Source organism: Rhizobium sp. RM (assembly GCF_013390595.1).
In the GTDB taxonomy this organism is placed as follows: domain Bacteria; phylum Pseudomonadota; class Alphaproteobacteria; order Rhizobiales; family Rhizobiaceae; genus Agrobacterium.
Genome location: NZ_JACAWV010000022.1, coordinates 589,303 through 608,714 on the forward strand (window position 1 = coordinate 589,303; position 19,412 = coordinate 608,714).

Below are 19,412 nucleotides of genomic sequence, written 5' to 3' on the forward strand. Positions count from 1 at the left end.
CGGGATTGCAGCAGGCCTCACGACACATGATCAGACAGGGAAATGCGTACCGAGATTGCGCAGGGAGCTCTTTTGACGAAAAACGTGTCGAAAGCTTCAGCTTCTGCAGGGCAGGAACAACACAACCCAGAATTGCCTCATATTATCCCGCGTAAAAAACCGCTTCAGTTGCCCGAAGCGGTTGGTACGTAATAAAAAAGGATAGAATATCGAGTCCAATATAGTCTGGCAGTGCTTATATTCGGAACACTTCCGAGGCTCAAAAGAGCCAATTTCAGTCGTCCCCTGAAACACCTATATCTAAGCGAAACATTTACTTTTCGTCAAGCACATCTTCTCGCAAATGCGAAAAAACCAGAGAAAACTACGCGACTGCGAAAGAAAAAATGGGCCATTACGAAAATAAATCAATAGATTAACCAAGTGAAAACAAAATGGGCAATTTTTTCGGCTGCACTGTAGAAAGCAGAAATGTAATCTTGCGAGATACAATCTTCAGGTTATATCGCCCTCGCGTTACAGTTTTATAAACTAAAAAACGACCATCGCACATTCAAGTATACTTAAATATTCATGTATCCTGATTTTCACTTGCAAAGAGGCGATGCGAACAGGACTGAAGATCAGCTTTTCCTCTACCTGGTGAATTTCAACAACCCTGGCGCGTCCGAACCCGAATCTTTGTGCCCGAAACATTGACCCGGGAAAACATTTCGGTAGCCGGTATCGGCTTATGGTCGCTTTGACGTTATTTTTCCTTTTGAAAACGCGATCCTGCCGATAAACAATCAGACCGTGAAAATAGGATTTCGATCACGTGATGCGTTCTCTTTGCCTGCTGCCCTTTATCGCCAGTCTTGCCTTCGCGGGCGCAGCAAGCGCGGCAACAATTGGCATTGTCGCTCCCCAGAATGGTCCGTTCGAACTTTTGGGACAGCAGATCCGGCAAGGCGCGAAGGCGGCAGCGGCCAAGCTGGGTCTTGATGTGATCGAAATTCATGAAAGCTGCGAAGACGGCAGCGGCGGCGCCATTGCTGATGGGCTCGTTGCCGCCAAGGTCAGCGCGGCAATCGGTTTCCTGTGCACCGAAACGCTGCAGGGCGTCCTGCCACCGCTCAAGTCTGCCGCCATACCAGCCATCACACTCTCCAGCCGTGCGCCTATCCTGATGGAAGACGCCCTGAAATATGGCTGGCCACTGTTTCGTTTCGCCCCGTCCGACAAGGCGGAATCCGATAAGGTGGCTGAAATCATCCTGCGCGACTGGAAGGGTCACCCCATCGGTCTGGTCGATGACGGCACGATATACAGCCGCGAACTTGTTGACCGGGTTCGCTCCGCCCTCGAGGAAAACGGCCTGAAGCCGACGCTGGCCGACACCATGCGCCCCACCCAGGAACAGCAGGTCGCACTGGTGCGCAGGCTGGCACGAACCGGGGTGACGCATGTATTCGTTGGCGCAGAGCGCAACGATGTCGCCATCATTGCAAGAGATGCCGGCACGGAGAACATTGCCCTGACGATCATGGGTGGCGATGCGATGGCCGCAGCCAACAACCCCGTCGCCCTCCCCCCCAATGTTCTGGCCGTAACACGCCCAGCCTACGACACCCTGCCTTCTGCCCAGGCAGTGACGGGTGAATTGCGGGCGGCAAACATCGAACCCGAGGGTTATGTCCTGCCGTCTTACGCAGCGACAGAGCTGACGGCAGCGCTTGTTGAAATGGTGCAGGCGCAAAACAAGCCGGCGTCCGAACTTCTGGCAAGCGGCACCGCATTCAAAACCGTCATTGGCGACATCGCTTTCAATCCGTCACACGAGTTTGCAGCGAACCCATACGGCCTGCAACGTTGGAACGGCCAACGCTTTGAGCCGACCGAGAGGGCGGAAAAGCAATAGTTGGCCACGCCACCTAAAAAACCCGTCCGAACCGGCTGTAAAGCCGTTTCAAAGGGCATCGCTTGATGTTAAAGGCACCGCAGCAAACGCGCTGAGAGGAGTATGCCCATGTCCCTGCCCATCCGGATCGCCCCATCCATTCTGGCATCCAATTTTGCCAAGCTGGGACAGGAGGTCGCGGACGTTACGGAAGCCGGCGCGGACTGGATTCACCTCGATGTCATGGACGGCCATTTCGTTCCCAACATCTCGTTCGGCCCCGACGTCATCAAGGCACTACGCCCGCACAGCAAGGCATTCTTCGACTGCCACCTGATGATTGCGCCCGTCGACCCCTATCTGGAAGCTTTCGCCAAGGCAGGCTGTGACAGCATCACCGTACATGCCGAAGCCGGACCGCATCTGCACCGTTCGTTGCAGACCATCCGCTCGCTCGGCAAGAAGGTTGGTGTGACACTCAATCCCGCCACACCGCTTTCGGTCATCGAAAACGTTCTTGATGATGTCGATCTGATCCTCATCATGAGCGTCAATCCGGGCTTTGGCGGTCAGAAATTCATTCCCGCCATGCTCGACAAGATCCGAGCAACCAAAACGATGATCGGTGAACGTCCGATCGAACTCGAAGTTGACGGCGGCGTGACGGTTGAGACCGCACCTGCTATCATTGCTGCTGGCGCCAACGCCCTCGTGGCGGGCTCGGCCGTGTTCAAGGGAGATGGCGTCGACGACTACCGCAAGACGGTTGCCGCATTGCGCGCTGCCGCCGAAACGGGACGTCGCTGAACCCCATATGTCGCCCTGACCGCTCGGGGCGACATGCGACCATGCCGACAGCAACCCTGCAAGTGCTTCTAGAGTGCTTTGATGCGTAACGACGGTCAGCATTTTTACGACAGGTTCCCCGGAGTGCTCGCCCTGTCGTTTGGCGCGGTGGCATGGGGCATCTGTTCGTCGGCAACGGCATCGCTCGGCCTTTATCTGCAGAACAGGCTCGAAACCGACAATTTCCTTACCATCGCAGTGCTGTTCTTCGTCGGCGGACTGCTCGGCTGGTTGGTCGCCGCCGCCGCATTCTGTGTCGTGCCATCAGCAAGCCCGAATGCCATCCGCTTCGGCACGGCCTTTATCCTGGTGGCCATCTCCACATGTCTTGCCACCGCTCTCATCTTCGCTCTGCAATACCGTGTCTTTTATGCGCAGTGGCACGCACCCGTCTTCTCGCGCATCTGGTTCTTTCAGCAGCTCTTCACGTCGCTTGGCGCCATCTACCAGTTCTCGGTCATCGGTCTTCGCCTGTATTTTCCTTATGCGCTTTTGCCGATCCTTCTGGCCAGCGCCATACTTTGCCGCCGCACGCATTGAGATTGCCGGAACACTTTGCTAAACGGGCAGAAAATTTCCTCCACAAAGAAAGCCCTTGCCATGATCCCTCGTTACTCCCGGCCGGAAATGGTCGCTATCTGGTCGCCGGAAACAAAATTCCGCATCTGGTTCGAGATTGAGGCCCATGCCTGCGACGCGCTGGCCGAAATCGGCGTCATTCCGAAGTCCGCAGCAAAGACGATCTGGGAAAAGGGCGGCAGCGCCAACTTCGATGTGGCGCGCATCGATGAAATCGAAGCTGTAACCAAGCACGACGTCATTGCCTTTCTGACGCACCTTGCCGAATTCGTCGGCCCCGACAGCCGTTTCGTGCACCAGGGCATGACCTCCTCCGACGTTCTCGACACAACGCTTAACATTCAGCTCGTTCGCGCCGCCGACCTGCTCCTGGCCGACATGGACCGGCTGCTGGCCGCGTTGAAGACACGCGCTTTCGAACACAAGAACACGGTGCGCATCGGCCGTAGCCACGGCATTCATGCCGAGCCGACCACGATGGGCCTGACGTTTGCCCGCTTCTACGCGGAGATGGATCGCAACCGCGCCCGCCTCGTCAACGCCCGCGCTGAAATTGCCACGGGCGCCATCTCCGGCGCCGTCGGCACATTCGCCAACATCGATCCTTCCGTGGAAGAACATGTCTGCAAGGCGCTCGGTCTTGCGCCGGAGCCGGTTTCGACTCAGGTCATTCCGCGCGACCGCCACGCCATGTTCTTCGCAATCCTTGGCGTCATTGCCTCGTCGATCGAAAACGTCGCGATCGAAATCCGCCACATGCAGCGCACCGAAGTGCTGGAAGCCGAAGAGTTCTTCTCTCCGGGCCAGAAGGGTTCTTCGGCCATGCCGCACAAGCGCAACCCCGTGCTGACCGAGAACCTGACGGGTCTTGCCCGCCTGATACGCATGTCGGTCGTTCCGGCGCTGGAAAACGTTGCCCTCTGGCACGAGCGTGACATCAGCCACTCCTCCGTGGAGCGCGGCATCGGTCCTGACACCACCATCACCCTCGACTTCGCGCTGAACCGTCTGGCCGGCGTTATCGAGAAGCTGGTGATCTACCCGGACAACATGCTGAAGAACATGAACAAGTTCCGCGGCCTGGTACATTCGCAGCGCGTTCTGCTCGCGCTGACGCAGGCAGGTGTGTCTCGTGAAGACGCATATCGCCTGGTCCAGCGCAACGCCATGAAGGTCTGGGAACACGGCGCAGACTTCCTTGAAGAGCTTATGGGCGACGACGAAGTCCGCGCAGCTCTTTCCGAAGAGGTTATCCGCGAGAAGTTCGACCTCGGCTACCACACCAAGCACGTCGACACGATCTTCAAACGCGTGTTCGGCAACGCATAAGAACAAAATCAGAAAAGATAGTAACGGCGCGATCTTGATCGCGCCGTTATTGCAACACAGATATGGGCCCATGAAGGTTTCAGAAGCAGATATTCTTATCGTACCCGGTTACACCAATTCCGGCCCCGACCACTGGCAGAGCCGTTGGGAGCGCAAGCTTTCCACCGCGCGCCGGGTTGAGCAGGCGGAATGGTCAAAACCGGTGAAGGAAGACTGGGTGGCAAGGCTGGTCGAAGAGGTCAACGCCTCAACCAGACCGGTTGTCATCGTTGCCCATTCGCTCGGCGTTCCAACCGTGATCCATGCCCTGCCCGAGATTGGCAAGAAGGTAACGGGCGCACTTCTCGTTGCCCCGCCTGACGTCGCCAACGATGCGATCAGGCCGAAACACCTGATGACGTTCGGCCCCTACCCGCGCGATCCACTGCCGTTCCCGACCATCACCATCGCCAGCAGGAACGATCCGTTCGGCTCTTACGAACATGCCGACGAAATTGCTGCTGCCTGGGGTTCGCTGCTGATCGATGCCGGAATGTCCGGACATATCAACGCCGAGTCCGGCCACGGCCCCTGGCCGGAGGGTGGTATGGTCTTTGCGCAGTTCCTGAGCAAGCTGAAGCCTACCGAAACCTGATCGCAGGCTTCTTCCGGCGCCTGTAACGAGAGCAATCAACGCGCGAATATTCGCTGACGCGCGTTGCTGCCCTTTTCTCTTCTGTATCAGAATTCGACTTGCGCCGCGCCCGAAGCGGCCCTATCCATTGGTCGTAAGACTATGCAACTGTTCACAACCGACCCTTCTTTATATTAGACATGTTGCAAACACCGGATTTCCTGTAGATTGACATTTCGCAACTTTCGGTAACGCCGTCGTGAATTTAACGATAGATTAAACCGGCAACGTTACAGTTAACCTTCGTAGAAGGCGCGTGAAGAAAATTATTTAATATCAAAGACATCTCAAAATGGGCCGGATCGATTGAGCGTAAATCGTGTTCTCAGTGCCATATTCGAACGCCTACCGGTTCCGACGCTGGAGCTGGGCAAGGATGGCCAGGTATTGCAGATACCTGAACACGCTCCTCTTTTCACCGCACTTCCAGACAAGACCAGCATATTCGGTCTCGTCCACAAGGATCACCATCCAGCAATCAAGGCCGCGCTCGCCAATCCAGAGCAGCAATTGCCCTTTTCCGCCGATGTCCGGCTTGCCACTGTAGACGGCGGGCAGGACGTTTTCGTCGTATTGTCCATCGGCAGGATGGAAGTGGATGGAGAACAGCGGCTTTTTGCTCAGCTGACCGATGTCACCAGCCAGAGACGGCACGAAAACGCCATCGCATTCCGCGAAAAACGCTGGGATAGCGCGCTTGTCAGCGCCGGTCTTGGTGTCTGGGACCAGAATTTCGCGACCGGTGAAATGTACGGCTCCGACATCTGGCGCCAGATCCGCGGCATCAGAAACGACAGCGAGCTGGAAACTGATTTCGAGCGCTGGGCGCAGAAAATACACCCCGACGACCGGGAACATACCCTGCATTGCATAGAACGCCAGAACGCCGGTGACCCTGCCTATGCTGTGTTCGAATATCGCGAGCGCCACGAGGACGGCCGCTGGGTCTGGATCGAGTGCCGGGGCGCCTGTGTCGAACGTGATGAAAACGGCAAACCTGTGCGCATTGTCGGCACGGATGCGGATATTTCACAGAGAAAAGAAACCGAACATCAGGTCGAACGCATTTCGCGGTCCCTGAAACTTGCACTCGAAGCCTCTCAGGTCGGCGTGTTCGTGGCAAATTTCGATACCGGCATCACCGTATGGGATGACCGCATGTACGAGATCATGCAGATCGAAAGATCGGAAACCATAGCGGTCGGCGGGCTCTGGGAAACCCGCGTTCATCCCGACGATATCGAGCGCGTCGAAAAGAACGTCGAATACCATGTCGCGCGGATGATCCCGTTTTCGGAAGAGTATCGTGCCATCATGCCGGATGGTTCGTACCGTTATATTCGCGCACGCTCTCTGCCGTTCATCGATTCCGATGGTCAGAAGAAGATGATCGGGGTGAACTGGGACGTCACCGCCGACGTGGCGCTCCGCAATGAACTGGAACGAGCCAAGACGCTTGCCGAGGCCCGCAATCGCGAACTCGAAACGGCCAAGACCAGGATCGAGTACAACGCAACCCACGACGATCTGACAGACCTGCCGAACCGCCGTTATCTCGATGCGATGTTCGACGGTTTTGCCAGGGAAAGTTTCGCCGAGGGCAAGGGTGTCGGGGTTCTCCACGTCGACCTCGACCGCTTCAAGCAGATCAACGATACACTCGGTCGCAAGACCGGTGACATGATGCTGAAGCACATCGCCGCGCTTTTGAAAAAGAACGCGCGCAATGCCGATTTTGTCGCCCATGTCGGTGGCGACGAATTCGTTGTCATCTCCCGGTTCTCAGGCAATCAGCGCAAGCTCGCATTGATGGCCGACCGGTTGATCAAGGAAATTCGAAAGCCCGTGCACTTTGAGGGGCATGTCTGTCGCCTCGGCGCCAGCATCGGCATTGCCAGCAGCTATGGTCTGACGTCTGACGCCAAGCAGATACTGCTCAATGCCGATATTGCCCTCTACAACGCCAAGAAGCGTGGCCGGAACCGCTACGAATTCTTTTCCGCCGATACCCAGGACATTCTCATCAACACCAAACGCATGTCCGATGACATCCTGCTGGCGCTCGAACGAGATGAATTCATCCCCTTCTACCAGTTCCGTTTCGACGCCCAGACACTGGACATTGCCGGCGTGGAAACACTGGCACGCTGGCAGCACCCGGAAAAAGGCATCCTGACACCTGATCGTTTTCTCGCGATCGCCGAGGACCTCGATGTCGTCTCGTCGATCGATGCGATGATGCTCGAAAAGGCGATCAAGGATTTCAAAGCCTGGGATATGGCCGGTCTCGATGTTCCGAATATTTCCGTCAACGTCTCGTCGCGACGCCTGCATGACCCCGGACTGATGAAGTCGCTGTCCAATGTCGATATCCCGCCCGGCTCGGTATCTTTCGAACTGCTGGAATCGATATTCCTCGACGATAGCGACGAAGTGGCTATTTCGAACCTGCGCCAGTTGCGAGACATGGGCATTGATATCGAGATCGACGATTTCGGCACCGGCCACGCCTCCATCGTCAGCCTTCTGAAAGTCAGTCCGAGCGTACTGAAAGTCGACCGGCAACTGGTGCGCACAGCACCGCAATCGTCCGAACAGCGCAAGTTGCTGACATCGATTATCGACATCGGCCGCTCGCTGGGCATCAAGGTTGTTGCCGAAGGTGTGGAAACGGCAGCCCATGTCAGGGTGCTGCAGAAGCTTGGCTGCGACTACCTGCAGGGCTATGCGCTGTGCCGGCCATTACCGCAGCAGGCAATCATCCCATTCGTCCAGTCGCAGCCCTGGCGGCAACTGAACCTGGAAAGCCCGGGACCAACGCGCAAGCGCGCTTTTTGAGGCGCTTTCGCCCTTTGCCATCGTGAAAACATAATTTTTCTTCGCTGATGGATGCCGCATTCGTGGCATTCGTCTTCACGACGAATGGGATATTCATGAAGCACCGCTGCTGAAAAATCGTGACCGACGGTATCATTCAGGCGTAACCTGCAGCAGACCATAAGAATCGAAGGGAAGATATGCCGCCCGCATTGTAGAATTCTCTCTTTTCCGTTATGGGACCGCTTCAAAGACAGAAACGCAACGCCGACAGAATCGGCGTCAACCAAGAGACCTGCTAATATGAATCGTCGCCGCCGTATCTACGAAGGCAAGGCCAAGATCCTTTACGAAGGTCCGGAGCCGGGAACGCTCATCCAGTTCTTCAAGGACGATGCGACCGCCTTCAACAAGAAGAAGCACGAAGTCATCGACGGCAAGGGTGTGTTGAACAACCGCATCTCTGAATATGTCTTTACCCATCTGAACAAGATCGGCATTCCGACGCACTTCATTCGCCGCCTCAACATGCGCGAGCAATTGATCCGGGAAGTCGAAATGATCCCGCTTGAGGTCGTCGTGCGCAATGTCGCCGCCGGCTCGCTATCCAAGCGTCTCGGCATTGACGAAGGCGTTGTTCTTCCGCGCTCGATCATCGAGTTCTACTACAAGTCCGATGCACTTGAAGACCCGATGGTCTCCGAAGAGCACATCACGGCTTTCGGCTGGGCAAATCCTGCCGAGCTTGATGACATCATGGCACTGGCGATCCGCGTCAACGACTTCCTGTCCGGCCTGTTCCTTGGCGTCGGCATCCAGCTCGTCGACTTCAAGATCGAATGCGGCCGCCTGTTCGAAGGCGACATGATGCGCATCATTCTCGCTGACGAGATTTCTCCCGATAGCTGCCGTCTGTGGGATATCGAGACCCAGGAAAAAATGGACAAGGACCGCTTCCGCCGTGACATGGGCGGACTGCTGGAGGCCTATTCCGAGGTCGCGCGCCGGCTTGGCATCATCAATGAAAACGAACCGATCCGCGGCACTGGCCCGGTTCTGGTGAAGTAACTGCCGTTTTAAGTGAAATCAGGAGAAGATCAGGTGATCAAGGCACGGGTGACTGTTACGCTGAAGAATGGCGTTCTCGATCCGCAGGGCAAGGCAATCGAAGGCGCGCTCGGCAGCCTCGGTTTCGAAGGTGTGGGCCAGGTCCGTCAGGGCAAGGTGTTCGACCTCGAAGTCGGCGGCACAGACAAGGCCAAGGCCGAAGCCGACCTGAAGGCAATGTGCGAAAAACTGTTGGCCAACACGGTTATCGAAAACTACGCCATCGCTATTCTCTAAGCTGAGGAGCCGCCGTCCATGAAATCCGCCGTCGTTCAACTTCCCGGCCTCAACCGCGACCGCGACATGATCGCCGCCCTGACCAAGATTTCCGGCAAGGCGCCCGTGACCATCTGGCAGACGGAAACGGAAATTCCCGATGTCGACCTGATCGTCATTCCCGGTGGCTTTTCCTACGGTGACTATCTGCGGTGTGGCGCAATCGCTGCACGCATGCCGGTCATGCAGGCCATTCGTGAAAAGGCTGAAAAGGGCGTCAAGGTTCTTGGCGTCTGCAACGGCTTCCAGATCCTCGTCGAAGCCGGCATGTTGCCGGGTGCATTGATGCGCAACGCATCGTTGAAGTTCGTCTGCCGCGAAGTGAAGCTCGAAGTCGCCAATAACGACACCGAATTTACCCGCGCTTACGACAAGGGCCAGATCCTGCGCTGCCCGGTTGCCCACCATGACGGCAACTACTTTGTCGAAGCCGACGAACTGAAGGCCCTGGAAAACAACGGCCAGGTCGTTTTCCGTTATGCCGAAGGCACCAACCCGAACGGCTCGCTGAACGACATTGCCGGCGTGATCAACGCCAAGGGCAATGTTCTAGGCATGATGCCGCATCCGGAAAACCTGATCGAAGCTGCCCATGGCGGCAACGACGGACGCGGCCTGTTCGCATCGGCGCTCGGCGTCATCGCGGCCTGATCCGACACAAGGCCCAAAGGGCCGACAAGATACAGAGCGGCGGGACCGGTTCCGCTATCCGCCGCTCCCGCCTGTTCTCATTTTTCGGATAAACGTGATGAGCCGCCTGCTTCGCTTTACTTTCAGCCGTGCCGCAGGTCTGACGCTTGCCGCCCTTGCCCTCGCCGCTTGCCAACCAAAGCCGCAGCCGGTCAGTTCCGTTTCCCACGCAGCATTGCCGACCATGGAGCGCATCGCGCTCGGCGCCAATGCCTGCTGGTTCAAATCCGGCGACCCGGCATTCAAGTCCTACCGCCTTGCACCCGAACTGAATTCCTTCTCCGGCCGCCCGCGCATTCTTCTCGTGCCGCGCAACAGCCCGGAATCCAGACCGATGCTCGTCGTCCAGGCGGAAGGCAATCCGGCAAAGCTCGATGCTTTCGGTCCTGTGATGAATGAGGGGATGTCGTCTCGCATTGCCGCCGACGTCAAGCGTTGGGCAAATGGCGGCAAGGGTTGCTGATCTAACAGCCTTCCGCACATAAAAAGACCCGCCAGGCCGGTTGGGATTGGCATGGCGGGCCTGCCGATGGCATTAAGGCGCCGGGGAAAGAAGGCGCCGCTCTCCGGCAGAAAATCAGCAGGCACCGGGCCGCAGAACCTGATACGGTCTGCTGGTGATCTGCTGACAGAAAACTAAAGGGATCGCGAAGGCCAGTTGAGAAGATCGGCCTTGCTTGCCTCCCTCTGGGCCTCCTCACGCGTCAGACCGATATCGAGCAATTGCTCATCGGACAATTCGCGCAGGGCAAGACGGCCCGACCGCTTCATGAACCACTGAGATGCGCGCACAATGACGCGACCAATAAACGTGCGGGCGATCCTGGCCGGAAACGGCGCCGGTGCAACCATGTCACCGGCATCGCGGAACACGCGTTCCCGTTCGTAACCGTCAGGATAAATTGTATCCATTGTCGAAAGGTATTGATCCATCTTGCGCATATTGCACCTATTGTCTCCATTTATGTTCACATTGAACGCAAACAATAAATACAATTGACTCACAGACAGATACAATGCATAAATTGTCACCATGACAAATTGGCTTCCAGACATCACCAAGGGCGATGGCCCGATTTATCTCCGCCTTGCAGACAGCATTGAAGGCGCGATTTCGGATGGCACGCTTGGCGCCGGCACAAAATTGCCGCCACAACGCAACCTCGCTTACGACCTGGGCGTGACAATCGGTACAATCAGCCGGGCCTATGCGCTGATACACGAGCGCGGGTTGGTCAGTGGCGAGGTTGGCCGCGGCACCTATGTCAACGAACGAAAATCTCCCACACCGCAGACCCAGGCCGCGCCGACAACGGCGGCCTTCGGTGGAACACGCCACGGGCTCGACGTTAAGGGCGAATTCCGCATGAACACGACGGCCGCCCCCGATATCGGCCAAAGCGCATTGATCGGCGCGCATATCGGTGAGATTGCCCGCGACTGCCCTTCCGAGATCACCAATTACATCAGGGCATTGCCGGATAGCTGGTGCATCGCCGGCGCGCGCTGGCTGTCGCAGAATGGCTGGTCCCCCAAGCCGGAAAACATCGTCTCCACGCTCGGTGCGCATGCAGGCGTGATGAGCGTCATTACCGCCATGACTGCGCCCGGCGACCGGATTGTTTTCGAGCCCCTCACCTATTCGCACATCAGCCGCAGCGCGGCCCTTGCCGGACGGCGGGTGACGCTGGTCGAAGCGGATGAGAAGGGCATCGTTCCCGAAGATTTCGAACGGGTCTGCGCCCAGCAGCACCCGAAGATGATCTTTCTGATGTCGGCCGGCCAGAACCCCACTTGCGCCACCTTACCGGAAGAGCGGCGGCGGATGATTGCCGACATCGCCCGCAAATACGGCGTCTGGATCATCGAAGACAATTTGTACGGCGCCATGACCCGCGAAGAAATTCCGCTTATCGCTGAGTTCGCGCCGGATATGACCTTCGTTGTGGGAGGCCTTTCCAAATCTGTTGCAGCCGGCGTCCGTGGCGGCTGGGTCGCCTGCCCCGCGCAATTTTCATCGCGAATCCGCATCTCGCATTCGATGATGACTGGCGGATTGCCGTTCATGCTGGCGGAATTGAATGCCCGCCTCGTCAACAGCGGTGACGCGCACGATATCCGCAAGGACTGTCTTGCCGAGATCAATCAGCGCGAAGCGATCGCCAGAAAGGTTCTTGCCGGCATGGAGTTCAATTCCCTGCCGGATATTGCCTTCCTCTGGCTGAAGCTGCCTGAACCCTGGCTTTCCGGGACATTCCGCAGCGCTGCTGCGCGAGAAGGCGTGCTGATCGATGATGAGGACGAGTTCAAGGCCGGCAGAGCCGAGAAGGTCTATCACCGCGTCCGTATCAGCTTCTCCGGCCCCTCGACGCAGCAGGAAATGACCGAAGCCTTCGGCATTCTGCGCCGCCTGCTCGACAATGGTTCGGCAGGATATGAAAGCGTTGCCTGAGCCGATCTGACGGCAACAGAGTCTTTCGCGCAACAGCCGGCGGAATTCGAAAACCGGATCATTTCCTAACCCCGCGAATCTGGCATCCTCCGCCTGATCAGAGCGGGGGATTGATTCGATGGTTGCATTCGGTTCCTTTTCCGCCAGGCGTGCAATCGCTCTGGCTATGATGTCTGCCCTTTTGCCCATTGCTGCAGTGACGGGGGCGCAGGCTGCCGAGGGCACCGTGTTCGACGAGTTGCGGTTTGGCACCACAGCCTCCGTCTCCAATCCGGACAATGGCGGCGAAGACGGCGTATTCCCCGCCTTCACCGCATATTTCGACCCCTTCGCCAACGCTTCCGCCGTCACGCTCGGTCAAAAGCTTGCCCGCCCCCGTCTGCACATCGGCACTGAAATTGGCACCGATGGCGCTGCCAACACCATTTTCGGCGGCGTGAACTGGACCTTCGATCTCAATCCGAAAATCTTCATCGATCTTGGTTTTGGCGGGCTGTGGCATGACGGCAAGCTGAAAAACGACCCCGGCGAAACAGGCCCTGAGTTCGGCTGTCGGGCGCTTTTTCACGAATACGCCGCGATCGGCTATCGCTTTGACAACAACTGGAACATTTCGGCCCAGATCGAGCACGCATCACACGCCAATCTTTGCGACGGCCCCAACGACGGACTGACGCGAGTGGGCCTGATGGTCGGTTACAAGTTCTGAATAAGGGCATAAAGCGGCGATTTGCTGGGTTTACCGCGCATTTTCCTGTCGCGCCAATCAGCCTCTTGCGCTAAAGAACCGGAAACTTCCCTCGGCTCGAACCGCGTGAGACCTATGTCGATTCCAAACTCCATCAAGATCACCCCGGAACTCGTTGCATCCCACGGGCTGAAGCCCGACGAATACCAGCGTATCCTCGACCTGATCGGACGAGAGCCCACTTTCACCGAGCTCGGCATCTTTTCCGCCATGTGGAATGAGCACTGCTCCTACAAATCGTCGAAGAAGTGGCTGAAGACGCTGCCGACCAAGGGGCCGCGCGTCATTCAGGGACCGGGCGAAAACGCCGGTGTCGTGGATATCGATGACGGCGACTGCGTCGTCTTCAAGATGGAAAGCCACAACCACCCGTCCTACATCGAACCTTACCAGGGCGCGGCAACCGGCGTCGGCGGCATTCTGCGCGACGTGTTCACCATGGGCGCGCGTCCGATCGCAGCCATGAACGCGCTGCGCTTCGGCGCTCCGGATCACCCGAAGACCCGTCACCTTGTCGCAGGCGTTGTTGCAGGCGTTGGCGGCTACGGCAACTCCTTCGGCGTACCGACCGTCGGTGGCGAAGTGGAATTCGATCCGCGCTATAACGGCAACATTCTGGTCAACGCATTCGCTGCCGGCCTTGCCAAGTCCGACGCCATCTTCCTTTCCGAAGCCAAGGGCGTTGGCCTTCCGGTCGTTTACCTCGGTGCGAAGACCGGCCGTGACGGCGTGGGTGGTGCAACGATGGCGTCTGCCGAGTTCGACGAGTCCATCGAAGAAAAGCGCCCGACGGTTCAGGTCGGCGACCCCTTCACCGAAAAGTGCCTGCTGGAAGCCTGCCTTGAACTGATGAAGACCGGCGCGGTCATCGCCATTCAGGACATGGGAGCGGCTGGCCTGACCTGCTCGGCTGTTGAAATGGGCGCCAAGGGCGACCTCGGCATCGAGCTTGACCTGAATACCGTGCCGGTGCGCGAAGAGCGCATGACGGCTTACGAAATGATGCTGTCGGAAAGCCAGGAGCGCATGCTCATGGTGCTCGAGCCCTCCAAGGAAGACGTTGCCAAGGCGATCTTCGTCAAGTGGGGTCTGGACTTCGCCATTGTCGGCAAGACCACCGACGATCTGCGTTTCCGCGTTCTGCACAACGGCGAAGAAGTTGCCAACCTGCCGATCAAGGATCTCGGCGATCAGGCTCCGGAATACGACCGTCCGTGGACACCGGCCAAGGTTGCCGCACCGCTTGCGGAAAACGACGTGCCTGCGGCCGATGTTGCCGATGCGCTCGTTTCGCTGATCGGTTCTGCCAACAACTCGTCGCGCCGTTGGGTCTACGAACAGTACGACACGCTGATCCAGGGCAACTCCCTGCAGCTTCCAGGCGGCGACGCCGGTGTGGTGCGCGTTGAAGGTCATGACAAGAAGGCACTTGCCTTCTCCTCCGACGTAACGCCGCGTTACGTTGAGGCCGACCCGTTCGAAGGCGGCAAGCAGGCCGTTGCGGAATGCTGGCGCAACATCACGGCGACCGGCGCTCTGCCGCTGGCTGCCACCGACAACCTGAACTTCGGCAACCCGGAAAAGCCCGAGATCATGAGCCAGCTCGTTCATGCCATCAAGGGCATCGGCGAAGCCTGCAGCGTGCTGGAATTCCCGATCGTCTCGGGCAACGTCTCGCTCTATAACGAGACCAACGGTCAGGCGATCCTGCCAACCCCGACCATTGGCGGCGTCGGCCTGCTGAAGGACTGGGGCAAGATGGCTCGCATTCGTTTTGCTGCGGCTGATGAAGTCATTCTCCTGATTGGCGCGCCTGTCGGCCTTGGCAGCCATATTGCCCAGTCGGTCTACATGCGTGACATTCACGGCCGTATCGATGGCCCTGCCCCGCATGTCGATCTCGCTGCCGAAAAGCAGAACGGCGATTTCGTTCGTTCGCTGATCGTCGACGGACTGACGACTGCCGTTCACGATTGCTCGTCCGGTGGTCTGGCGCTTGCTGTTGCCGAAATGGCAATTTCGTCCGGTATCGGTGCAACTGTCGATGCGGTTGAAGGCCATAATCCGATCCTCACCTTCTACGGCGAGGACCAGGGTCGCTATGTTCTGACGGTCAAGACGTCCGACCTCGAAAAGGTCGAGGCGGCTGCCAGGGCATCGGGCGTTTCCTGCCAGAAAATCGGCGTTACAGGCGGCTCCAGCGTAAAGCTGGGCACGGCGCGTGCTGTCGAGATTAAAGAATTGCACTCGGCATATGAATCGTGGTTCCCTGAATTCATGGACGGCGAAACTCTCGTCGCTGCAGAATAATCAAGGAGAAACACCATGCCCATGAAACCCGGCGACATTGAAGACATGATTAAGGCGGGAATCCCCGGGGCAAAGGTCACGATCCGCGATCTGGCCGGTGATGGCGATCATTACGCGGCGGAAGTCGTCGCTGACGCATTCAAGGGCAAGACCCGCGTGCAACAGCACCAGATGGTCTACGACGCATTGAAGGGCAACATGGGCGGCGTTCTGCATGCCCTGGCCCTTCAGACATCTGCGCCTGAGTGATCTGCCCGCAAGATGAAACTCAAAGGCCCGCGTGACATCTCACGCGGGCCTTCTTGTTTTCAGAGCTGAAATGGCGTTGCCGCTTAGAGGACGGGGGGCTGCTGCGACTCCAACCCGGCAAATGACGCCACCGGCAAAGGCCCGGCGGTCATCAAGGTAAAATCGAATCCCGATTTGCGATCCGGGCCGAGCACATATTGCCTGTGCATGCGCAGGAAGTTGCGCTTGTTCTTCTTGTAGCGCTCCGCCGAGAGCGAATGCTTGAAGCGGATCGGCACGATGGTGGGCTGCTGCGCATCCTCATGGCCGGCAAGATGGGCCGTATTGCAGCGATAGAGATGAATGGGGTCGGTCAGGCACTGAATGTCGAACCATGTCACCTCCGGGTGATGCGCGACCGCTCCGATGCTCTGCCGCAGCCGCGTTGCGCTCGACAGGAAGGCGCATTGCAGCGCAGCCCCGCCAAGGGTCGAGAAAGACAGCTTGCGGCCCTTGAGGGCATCCGGCTGCAATTCCAGCACCCGTCCGATCACGGCCAGTGCGAGACTTGCACCCATGCTGTGAGACACGACGAGAATTTCTTCGGACGGCTGTTCAAGGGCGAGAAGCACCGCCTGCGCTTTGTCCTCGATCCATTCACGCGCCAATGGGTCGTCCCTGCCCACCGCAAGCGCAAACCGCCAGTCGGCGTAAAGATGCAGGGTATGGAAACGCTCCGCAAACGGCAGGAATGCTTTTACGAAGAACAGCGCCGCAACCGGCACGCTCAGCAGACAGAGCCAGGCGGAAAGGCCGAACAGCCAAGGCAGAAACGTGATTGCCACAGTCGCGGCACCGCCTGCCAGCATCAGGAGAAACGGGAAAATGAAAAACAGTCCAAACCGCCAGGCATGGCGGAAGTAGCGAACAGCAGCGCCTTCGGCGATGATCCCTGCTCCGGCCTTGAAGCCAGAGGCCACCTGCTGCGCGACCGACGTGCTGCGCAGATGCGAAATGATGTCGTTGTGATCGTAGACGAAAATGGAGGAACGCGTGTTTTTCTCGCCTATGCGGGCATCAACCGTGAAATGGTCGCCGGCCGGTGTGCTCTCCAGCTTGCCCACCTCATAGGCCACGTCCCAGGTCTTGCCAGCAAGGGCAGCGGCGCGTTGATACCGCAGATGGTGGGCAGCCGCATCGAGAGGATCGAAACCGGGAAAATAAAATACCAGCCGTGACTGCACAGTCGCCATAAACAAAGAACCTTTGGGTTTGAAATACCCAAAAGGATCGCTTGATACAGTGGGTGACGCACGTATAGTAAAAATCACGACCGAAATATGGTAGATTTTGCAGGCGGTGAAAATTTGTCCAAGATCGTAGATGAGCTCGTTGGCGGCGTCATGAAGGGCGCCATGGCTGAGATTCTGAAAAAGACGGGCGTCAAGAAAACCCGCCGCACAAAGCGCAGGACCAAGAGCAGCACCTCGCTAGCAGGCGGTATTGTCGGCTCGATCATCGAGGCGGCGCTCGGCGGCAGCTCATCCTCCACTGCCAAGCGAAAACCTGCCAGAAAGCAGGTCAGCAAACGCCGCACCGCCTCCTCGCGCAGCAAGCAGAGAAGCCGCTAAGGTACGAGTTCGAAAATCTGACCCGATGGGTTTGCAACTGCCGCAGTTTTTTAGCCGCGGTGGGTGGAAATCGCGTCGCGACATGTTATTTAAGAACAAAGACAAAGCAGCGGCCTTGACCCGCATGTTGAAAGGATTTGGCCCATGAGCGGCATCAACGACATGATCGACAACGAAGTGAAGAGCAACGATGTGGTGCTGTTCATGAAGGGCACCCCGCAGTTCCCGCAGTGTGGTTTCTCCGGCCAGGTCGTTCAGATTCTCGATTATCTCGGCGTCGACTACAAGGGCATCAACGTGCTTGCCGATGCCGACATCCGCCAGGGCATCAAGGACTACTCCAACTGGCCGACCATTCCGCAACTCTACATCAAGGGTGAGTTCGTCGGTGGCTGTGACATCGTAAGAGAGATGTTCCAGTCCGGTGAACTTCAAAACCATTTCCAAGAACAGGGTATCAGCGTCCGCGGCGCGGCCTGATTTCGGCCGGGAAACCGGCCCACTCTGATTGTCAGAAAACTATGCCAGGCGTTGCGTCATGCAACGCCTTTGCCGTTATTTTGGGGCAAACTCTGTGACAAATCTTTCACAATCCACCGCTTCGCGCGCAGGCTCGATGGGGCGCACGGAATTTATTGGCCTGGCCGCAATGCTGATGGCGCTCAATGCACTGGCCATCGACATCATGCTGCCCGGCCTTCAGGAAATCGGCGCGTCGCTTGGCGTCGAGAACGAAAACCATCGCCAGTATGTCATTTCCGCCTATCTTCTCGGTTTTGGTATCGCCCAGCTTTTCTACGGCCCCATTTCGGACCGTTTCGGGCGCCGCAAGCCGATGTTTTTCGGTCTGGCGATCTACATCGTTTCAGCCATCGCCGTTGTTTTTGTACCGTCCTTCTCCGGCCTGCTCATGCTGCGCTTCATCCAGGGCATCGGCTCGGCAGCAACCCGCGTCATCACCGTGTCGATCGTCCGTGACATCTATGGCGGCCGCCAGATGGCCGAAGTGATGTCGCTGATCATGATGGTCTTCATGGTTGTGCCTGTCATCGCGCCGGGCACCGGCCAGATCGTGCTGTTCTTTGGTGACTGGCACCTGATCTTCGCCTTCATGGCCGTCATCGCAGCCGTGGTGACCGCGTGGATGTATTACCGTCTTCCCGAGACACTGCACCCGGATGATGTACGCCCTCTGACGGTTCGCTCGGTTATCGGCGGCTTCAAGATCGTCCTCACCAACCGCATTGCGCTCTGTTACACACTGTCCAGCACCTTCATCTTCGGCGCCCTGTTCGGCTTCATCAACTCCGCAGAGCAGGTCTACAAGGGCATTTACGGGCTCGGCGCATGGTTTGCGGCCGCCTTCGCCGGCGTCGCATTGTTCATGGCGTTCTCGTCCTTCATCAATGCCCGGCTGGTCGGCAAGTTCGGCATGCGCAAACTCTCGCACGGGTCGTTGCTTGGCTTCATCGCCATCACCTTCCTGTGGCTGCTGGTGCAGGTTCTCGGACCGGAACCGATGCCGTTCGCGATCTTCATCGTGTTCTTCGCGCTCGCCATGTTCCAGTTCGGCTGGATCGGCTCGAACTTCAACTCTCTGGCGATGGAACCGCTGGGTCACGTCGCTGGAACAGCCTCGTCGGTCATCGGCTTCATGGGCACGGTCGGCGGCTCGCTGATCGGTGCCGTTATCGGGCAGGCTTTCGACGGTACGGCGCTGCCAATGGTCGCCGGCTTCTTTGTCGTCTCGATCATCGGCCTGATCTTCGTGCTGATCGGTGAAAAGGGCGTGTTGTTTCAGGCCCACAACAAGCCGACGCGATAAGAACGCATTTCATCAAAAAACA

20 protein-coding genes are annotated in these 19,412 nt (G+C 57.8%); 18 read left to right on the forward strand and 2 right to left on the reverse strand.

All coding sequences use genetic code 11. The annotated features are described in order from the left end of the window. The first annotated feature begins 42 nt into the window (after positions 1–42). From HWX89_RS26220 to HWX89_RS19450, 11 genes are all read left to right on the forward strand, one after another. Complete coding sequence (locus HWX89_RS26220; protein ID WP_210271451.1) at positions 43–192, forward strand: hypothetical protein; 150 nt, start codon at positions 43–45, stop codon at positions 190–192. Between the two features lie 628 nt (positions 193–820). Next, positions 821–1,900 carry a branched-chain amino acid ABC transporter substrate-binding protein gene (locus HWX89_RS19405; RefSeq protein ID WP_138793928.1) on the forward strand — a complete coding sequence of 360 codons (1,080 nt, stop codon included), beginning with the start codon at positions 821–823 and terminating at the stop codon, positions 1,898–1,900. Between the two features lie 108 nt (positions 1,901–2,008). Further along, positions 2,009–2,686 carry a ribulose-phosphate 3-epimerase gene (rpe, locus tag HWX89_RS19410; protein ID WP_138793870.1) on the forward strand — a complete coding sequence of 226 codons (678 nt, stop codon included), beginning with the start codon at positions 2,009–2,011 and terminating at the stop codon, positions 2,684–2,686. Between the two features lie 81 nt (positions 2,687–2,767). Further along, on the forward strand, positions 2,768–3,265 hold the full coding sequence (locus tag HWX89_RS19415) for a hypothetical protein (RefSeq protein WP_138793871.1): 498 nt from the start codon (positions 2,768–2,770) through the stop codon (positions 3,263–3,265). A 60-nt stretch (positions 3,266–3,325) separates the two neighbouring features. After that, the gene (gene purB / locus HWX89_RS19420; protein ID WP_138793872.1) at positions 3,326–4,633 is read left to right on the forward strand and encodes an adenylosuccinate lyase; all 1,308 of its coding nucleotides are present in this window, start codon (positions 3,326–3,328) and stop codon (positions 4,631–4,633) included. 70 nt (positions 4,634–4,703) lie between these two features. Then, positions 4,704–5,267 carry an alpha/beta hydrolase gene (locus HWX89_RS19425; RefSeq protein WP_138793873.1) on the forward strand — a complete coding sequence of 188 codons (564 nt, stop codon included), beginning with the start codon at positions 4,704–4,706 and terminating at the stop codon, positions 5,265–5,267. A 345-nt stretch (positions 5,268–5,612) separates the two neighbouring features. Next, positions 5,613–8,144: a sensor domain-containing protein gene (locus HWX89_RS19430; RefSeq protein ID WP_246705218.1), complete on the forward strand. Its 2,532-nt coding sequence runs from the start codon at positions 5,613–5,615 to the stop codon at positions 8,142–8,144. A 282-nt stretch (positions 8,145–8,426) separates the two neighbouring features. After that, positions 8,427–9,191 carry a phosphoribosylaminoimidazolesuccinocarboxamide synthase gene (gene purC, locus HWX89_RS19435; RefSeq protein ID WP_138793874.1) on the forward strand — a complete coding sequence of 255 codons (765 nt, stop codon included), beginning with the start codon at positions 8,427–8,429 and terminating at the stop codon, positions 9,189–9,191. A 33-nt stretch (positions 9,192–9,224) separates the two neighbouring features. Further along, positions 9,225–9,467: a phosphoribosylformylglycinamidine synthase subunit PurS gene (purS, locus tag HWX89_RS19440; RefSeq protein WP_138793875.1), complete on the forward strand. Its 243-nt coding sequence runs from the start codon at positions 9,225–9,227 to the stop codon at positions 9,465–9,467. 18 nt (positions 9,468–9,485) lie between these two features. Beyond that, the gene (gene purQ / locus HWX89_RS19445; RefSeq protein ID WP_138793876.1) at positions 9,486–10,157 is read left to right on the forward strand and encodes a phosphoribosylformylglycinamidine synthase subunit PurQ; all 672 of its coding nucleotides are present in this window, start codon (positions 9,486–9,488) and stop codon (positions 10,155–10,157) included. 97 nt (positions 10,158–10,254) lie between these two features. Then, positions 10,255–10,659 (forward strand): hypothetical protein, encoded by a 405-nt coding sequence (locus HWX89_RS19450; protein ID WP_138793877.1) that lies wholly within the window; start codon positions 10,255–10,257, stop codon positions 10,657–10,659. A gap of 173 nt (positions 10,660–10,832) precedes the next feature. Here HWX89_RS19450 and HWX89_RS19455 read toward each other — a convergent pair whose 3' ends face one another. Beyond that, on the reverse strand, positions 10,833–11,138 hold the full coding sequence (locus HWX89_RS19455; protein WP_138793878.1) for a DUF1127 domain-containing protein: 306 nt from the start codon (positions 11,136–11,138) through the stop codon (positions 10,833–10,835). A gap of 91 nt (positions 11,139–11,229) precedes the next feature. Between HWX89_RS19455 and HWX89_RS19460 the strand changes: the two genes are divergently transcribed. From HWX89_RS19460 to HWX89_RS19475, 4 genes are all read left to right on the forward strand, one after another. Further along, positions 11,230–12,648, forward strand: a complete 1,419-nt coding sequence (locus HWX89_RS19460) for an aminotransferase-like domain-containing protein (RefSeq protein WP_138793879.1) — start codon at positions 11,230–11,232, stop codon at positions 12,646–12,648. A gap of 118 nt (positions 12,649–12,766) precedes the next feature. Then, positions 12,767–13,357, forward strand: coding sequence for an acyloxyacyl hydrolase (locus HWX89_RS19465; RefSeq protein ID WP_138793880.1), 591 nt, complete (start codon positions 12,767–12,769; stop codon positions 13,355–13,357). Positions 13,358–13,471: 114 nt separating this feature from the next. Next, positions 13,472–15,706, forward strand: coding sequence for a phosphoribosylformylglycinamidine synthase subunit PurL (gene purL / locus HWX89_RS19470; RefSeq protein ID WP_138793881.1), 2,235 nt, complete (start codon positions 13,472–13,474; stop codon positions 15,704–15,706). A 15-nt stretch (positions 15,707–15,721) separates the two neighbouring features. Beyond that, the gene (locus tag HWX89_RS19475; RefSeq protein ID WP_003516012.1) at positions 15,722–15,955 is read left to right on the forward strand and encodes a BolA family protein; all 234 of its coding nucleotides are present in this window, start codon (positions 15,722–15,724) and stop codon (positions 15,953–15,955) included. Positions 15,956–16,038: 83 nt separating this feature from the next. Here the strand turns inward: HWX89_RS19475 and HWX89_RS19480 are convergent, their stop codons facing one another. Further along, on the reverse strand, positions 16,039–17,187 hold the full coding sequence (locus HWX89_RS19480; protein WP_138793882.1) for a hypothetical protein: 1,149 nt from the start codon (positions 17,185–17,187) through the stop codon (positions 16,039–16,041). A 114-nt stretch (positions 17,188–17,301) separates the two neighbouring features. Here HWX89_RS19480 and HWX89_RS19485 point away from each other — a divergent pair, with 114 nt between their 5' ends. From HWX89_RS19485 to HWX89_RS19495, 3 genes are all read left to right on the forward strand, one after another. Further along, on the forward strand, positions 17,302–17,565 hold the full coding sequence (locus tag HWX89_RS19485; protein WP_138793883.1) for a hypothetical protein: 264 nt from the start codon (positions 17,302–17,304) through the stop codon (positions 17,563–17,565). Between the two features lie 144 nt (positions 17,566–17,709). Further along, positions 17,710–18,045, forward strand: a complete 336-nt coding sequence (grxD, locus tag HWX89_RS19490; protein ID WP_138793884.1) for a Grx4 family monothiol glutaredoxin — start codon at positions 17,710–17,712, stop codon at positions 18,043–18,045. Between the two features lie 136 nt (positions 18,046–18,181). Then, positions 18,182–19,390 carry a multidrug effflux MFS transporter gene (locus tag HWX89_RS19495; protein WP_138793930.1) on the forward strand — a complete coding sequence of 403 codons (1,209 nt, stop codon included), beginning with the start codon at positions 18,182–18,184 and terminating at the stop codon, positions 19,388–19,390. Positions 19,391–19,412 lie beyond the last annotated feature (22 nt).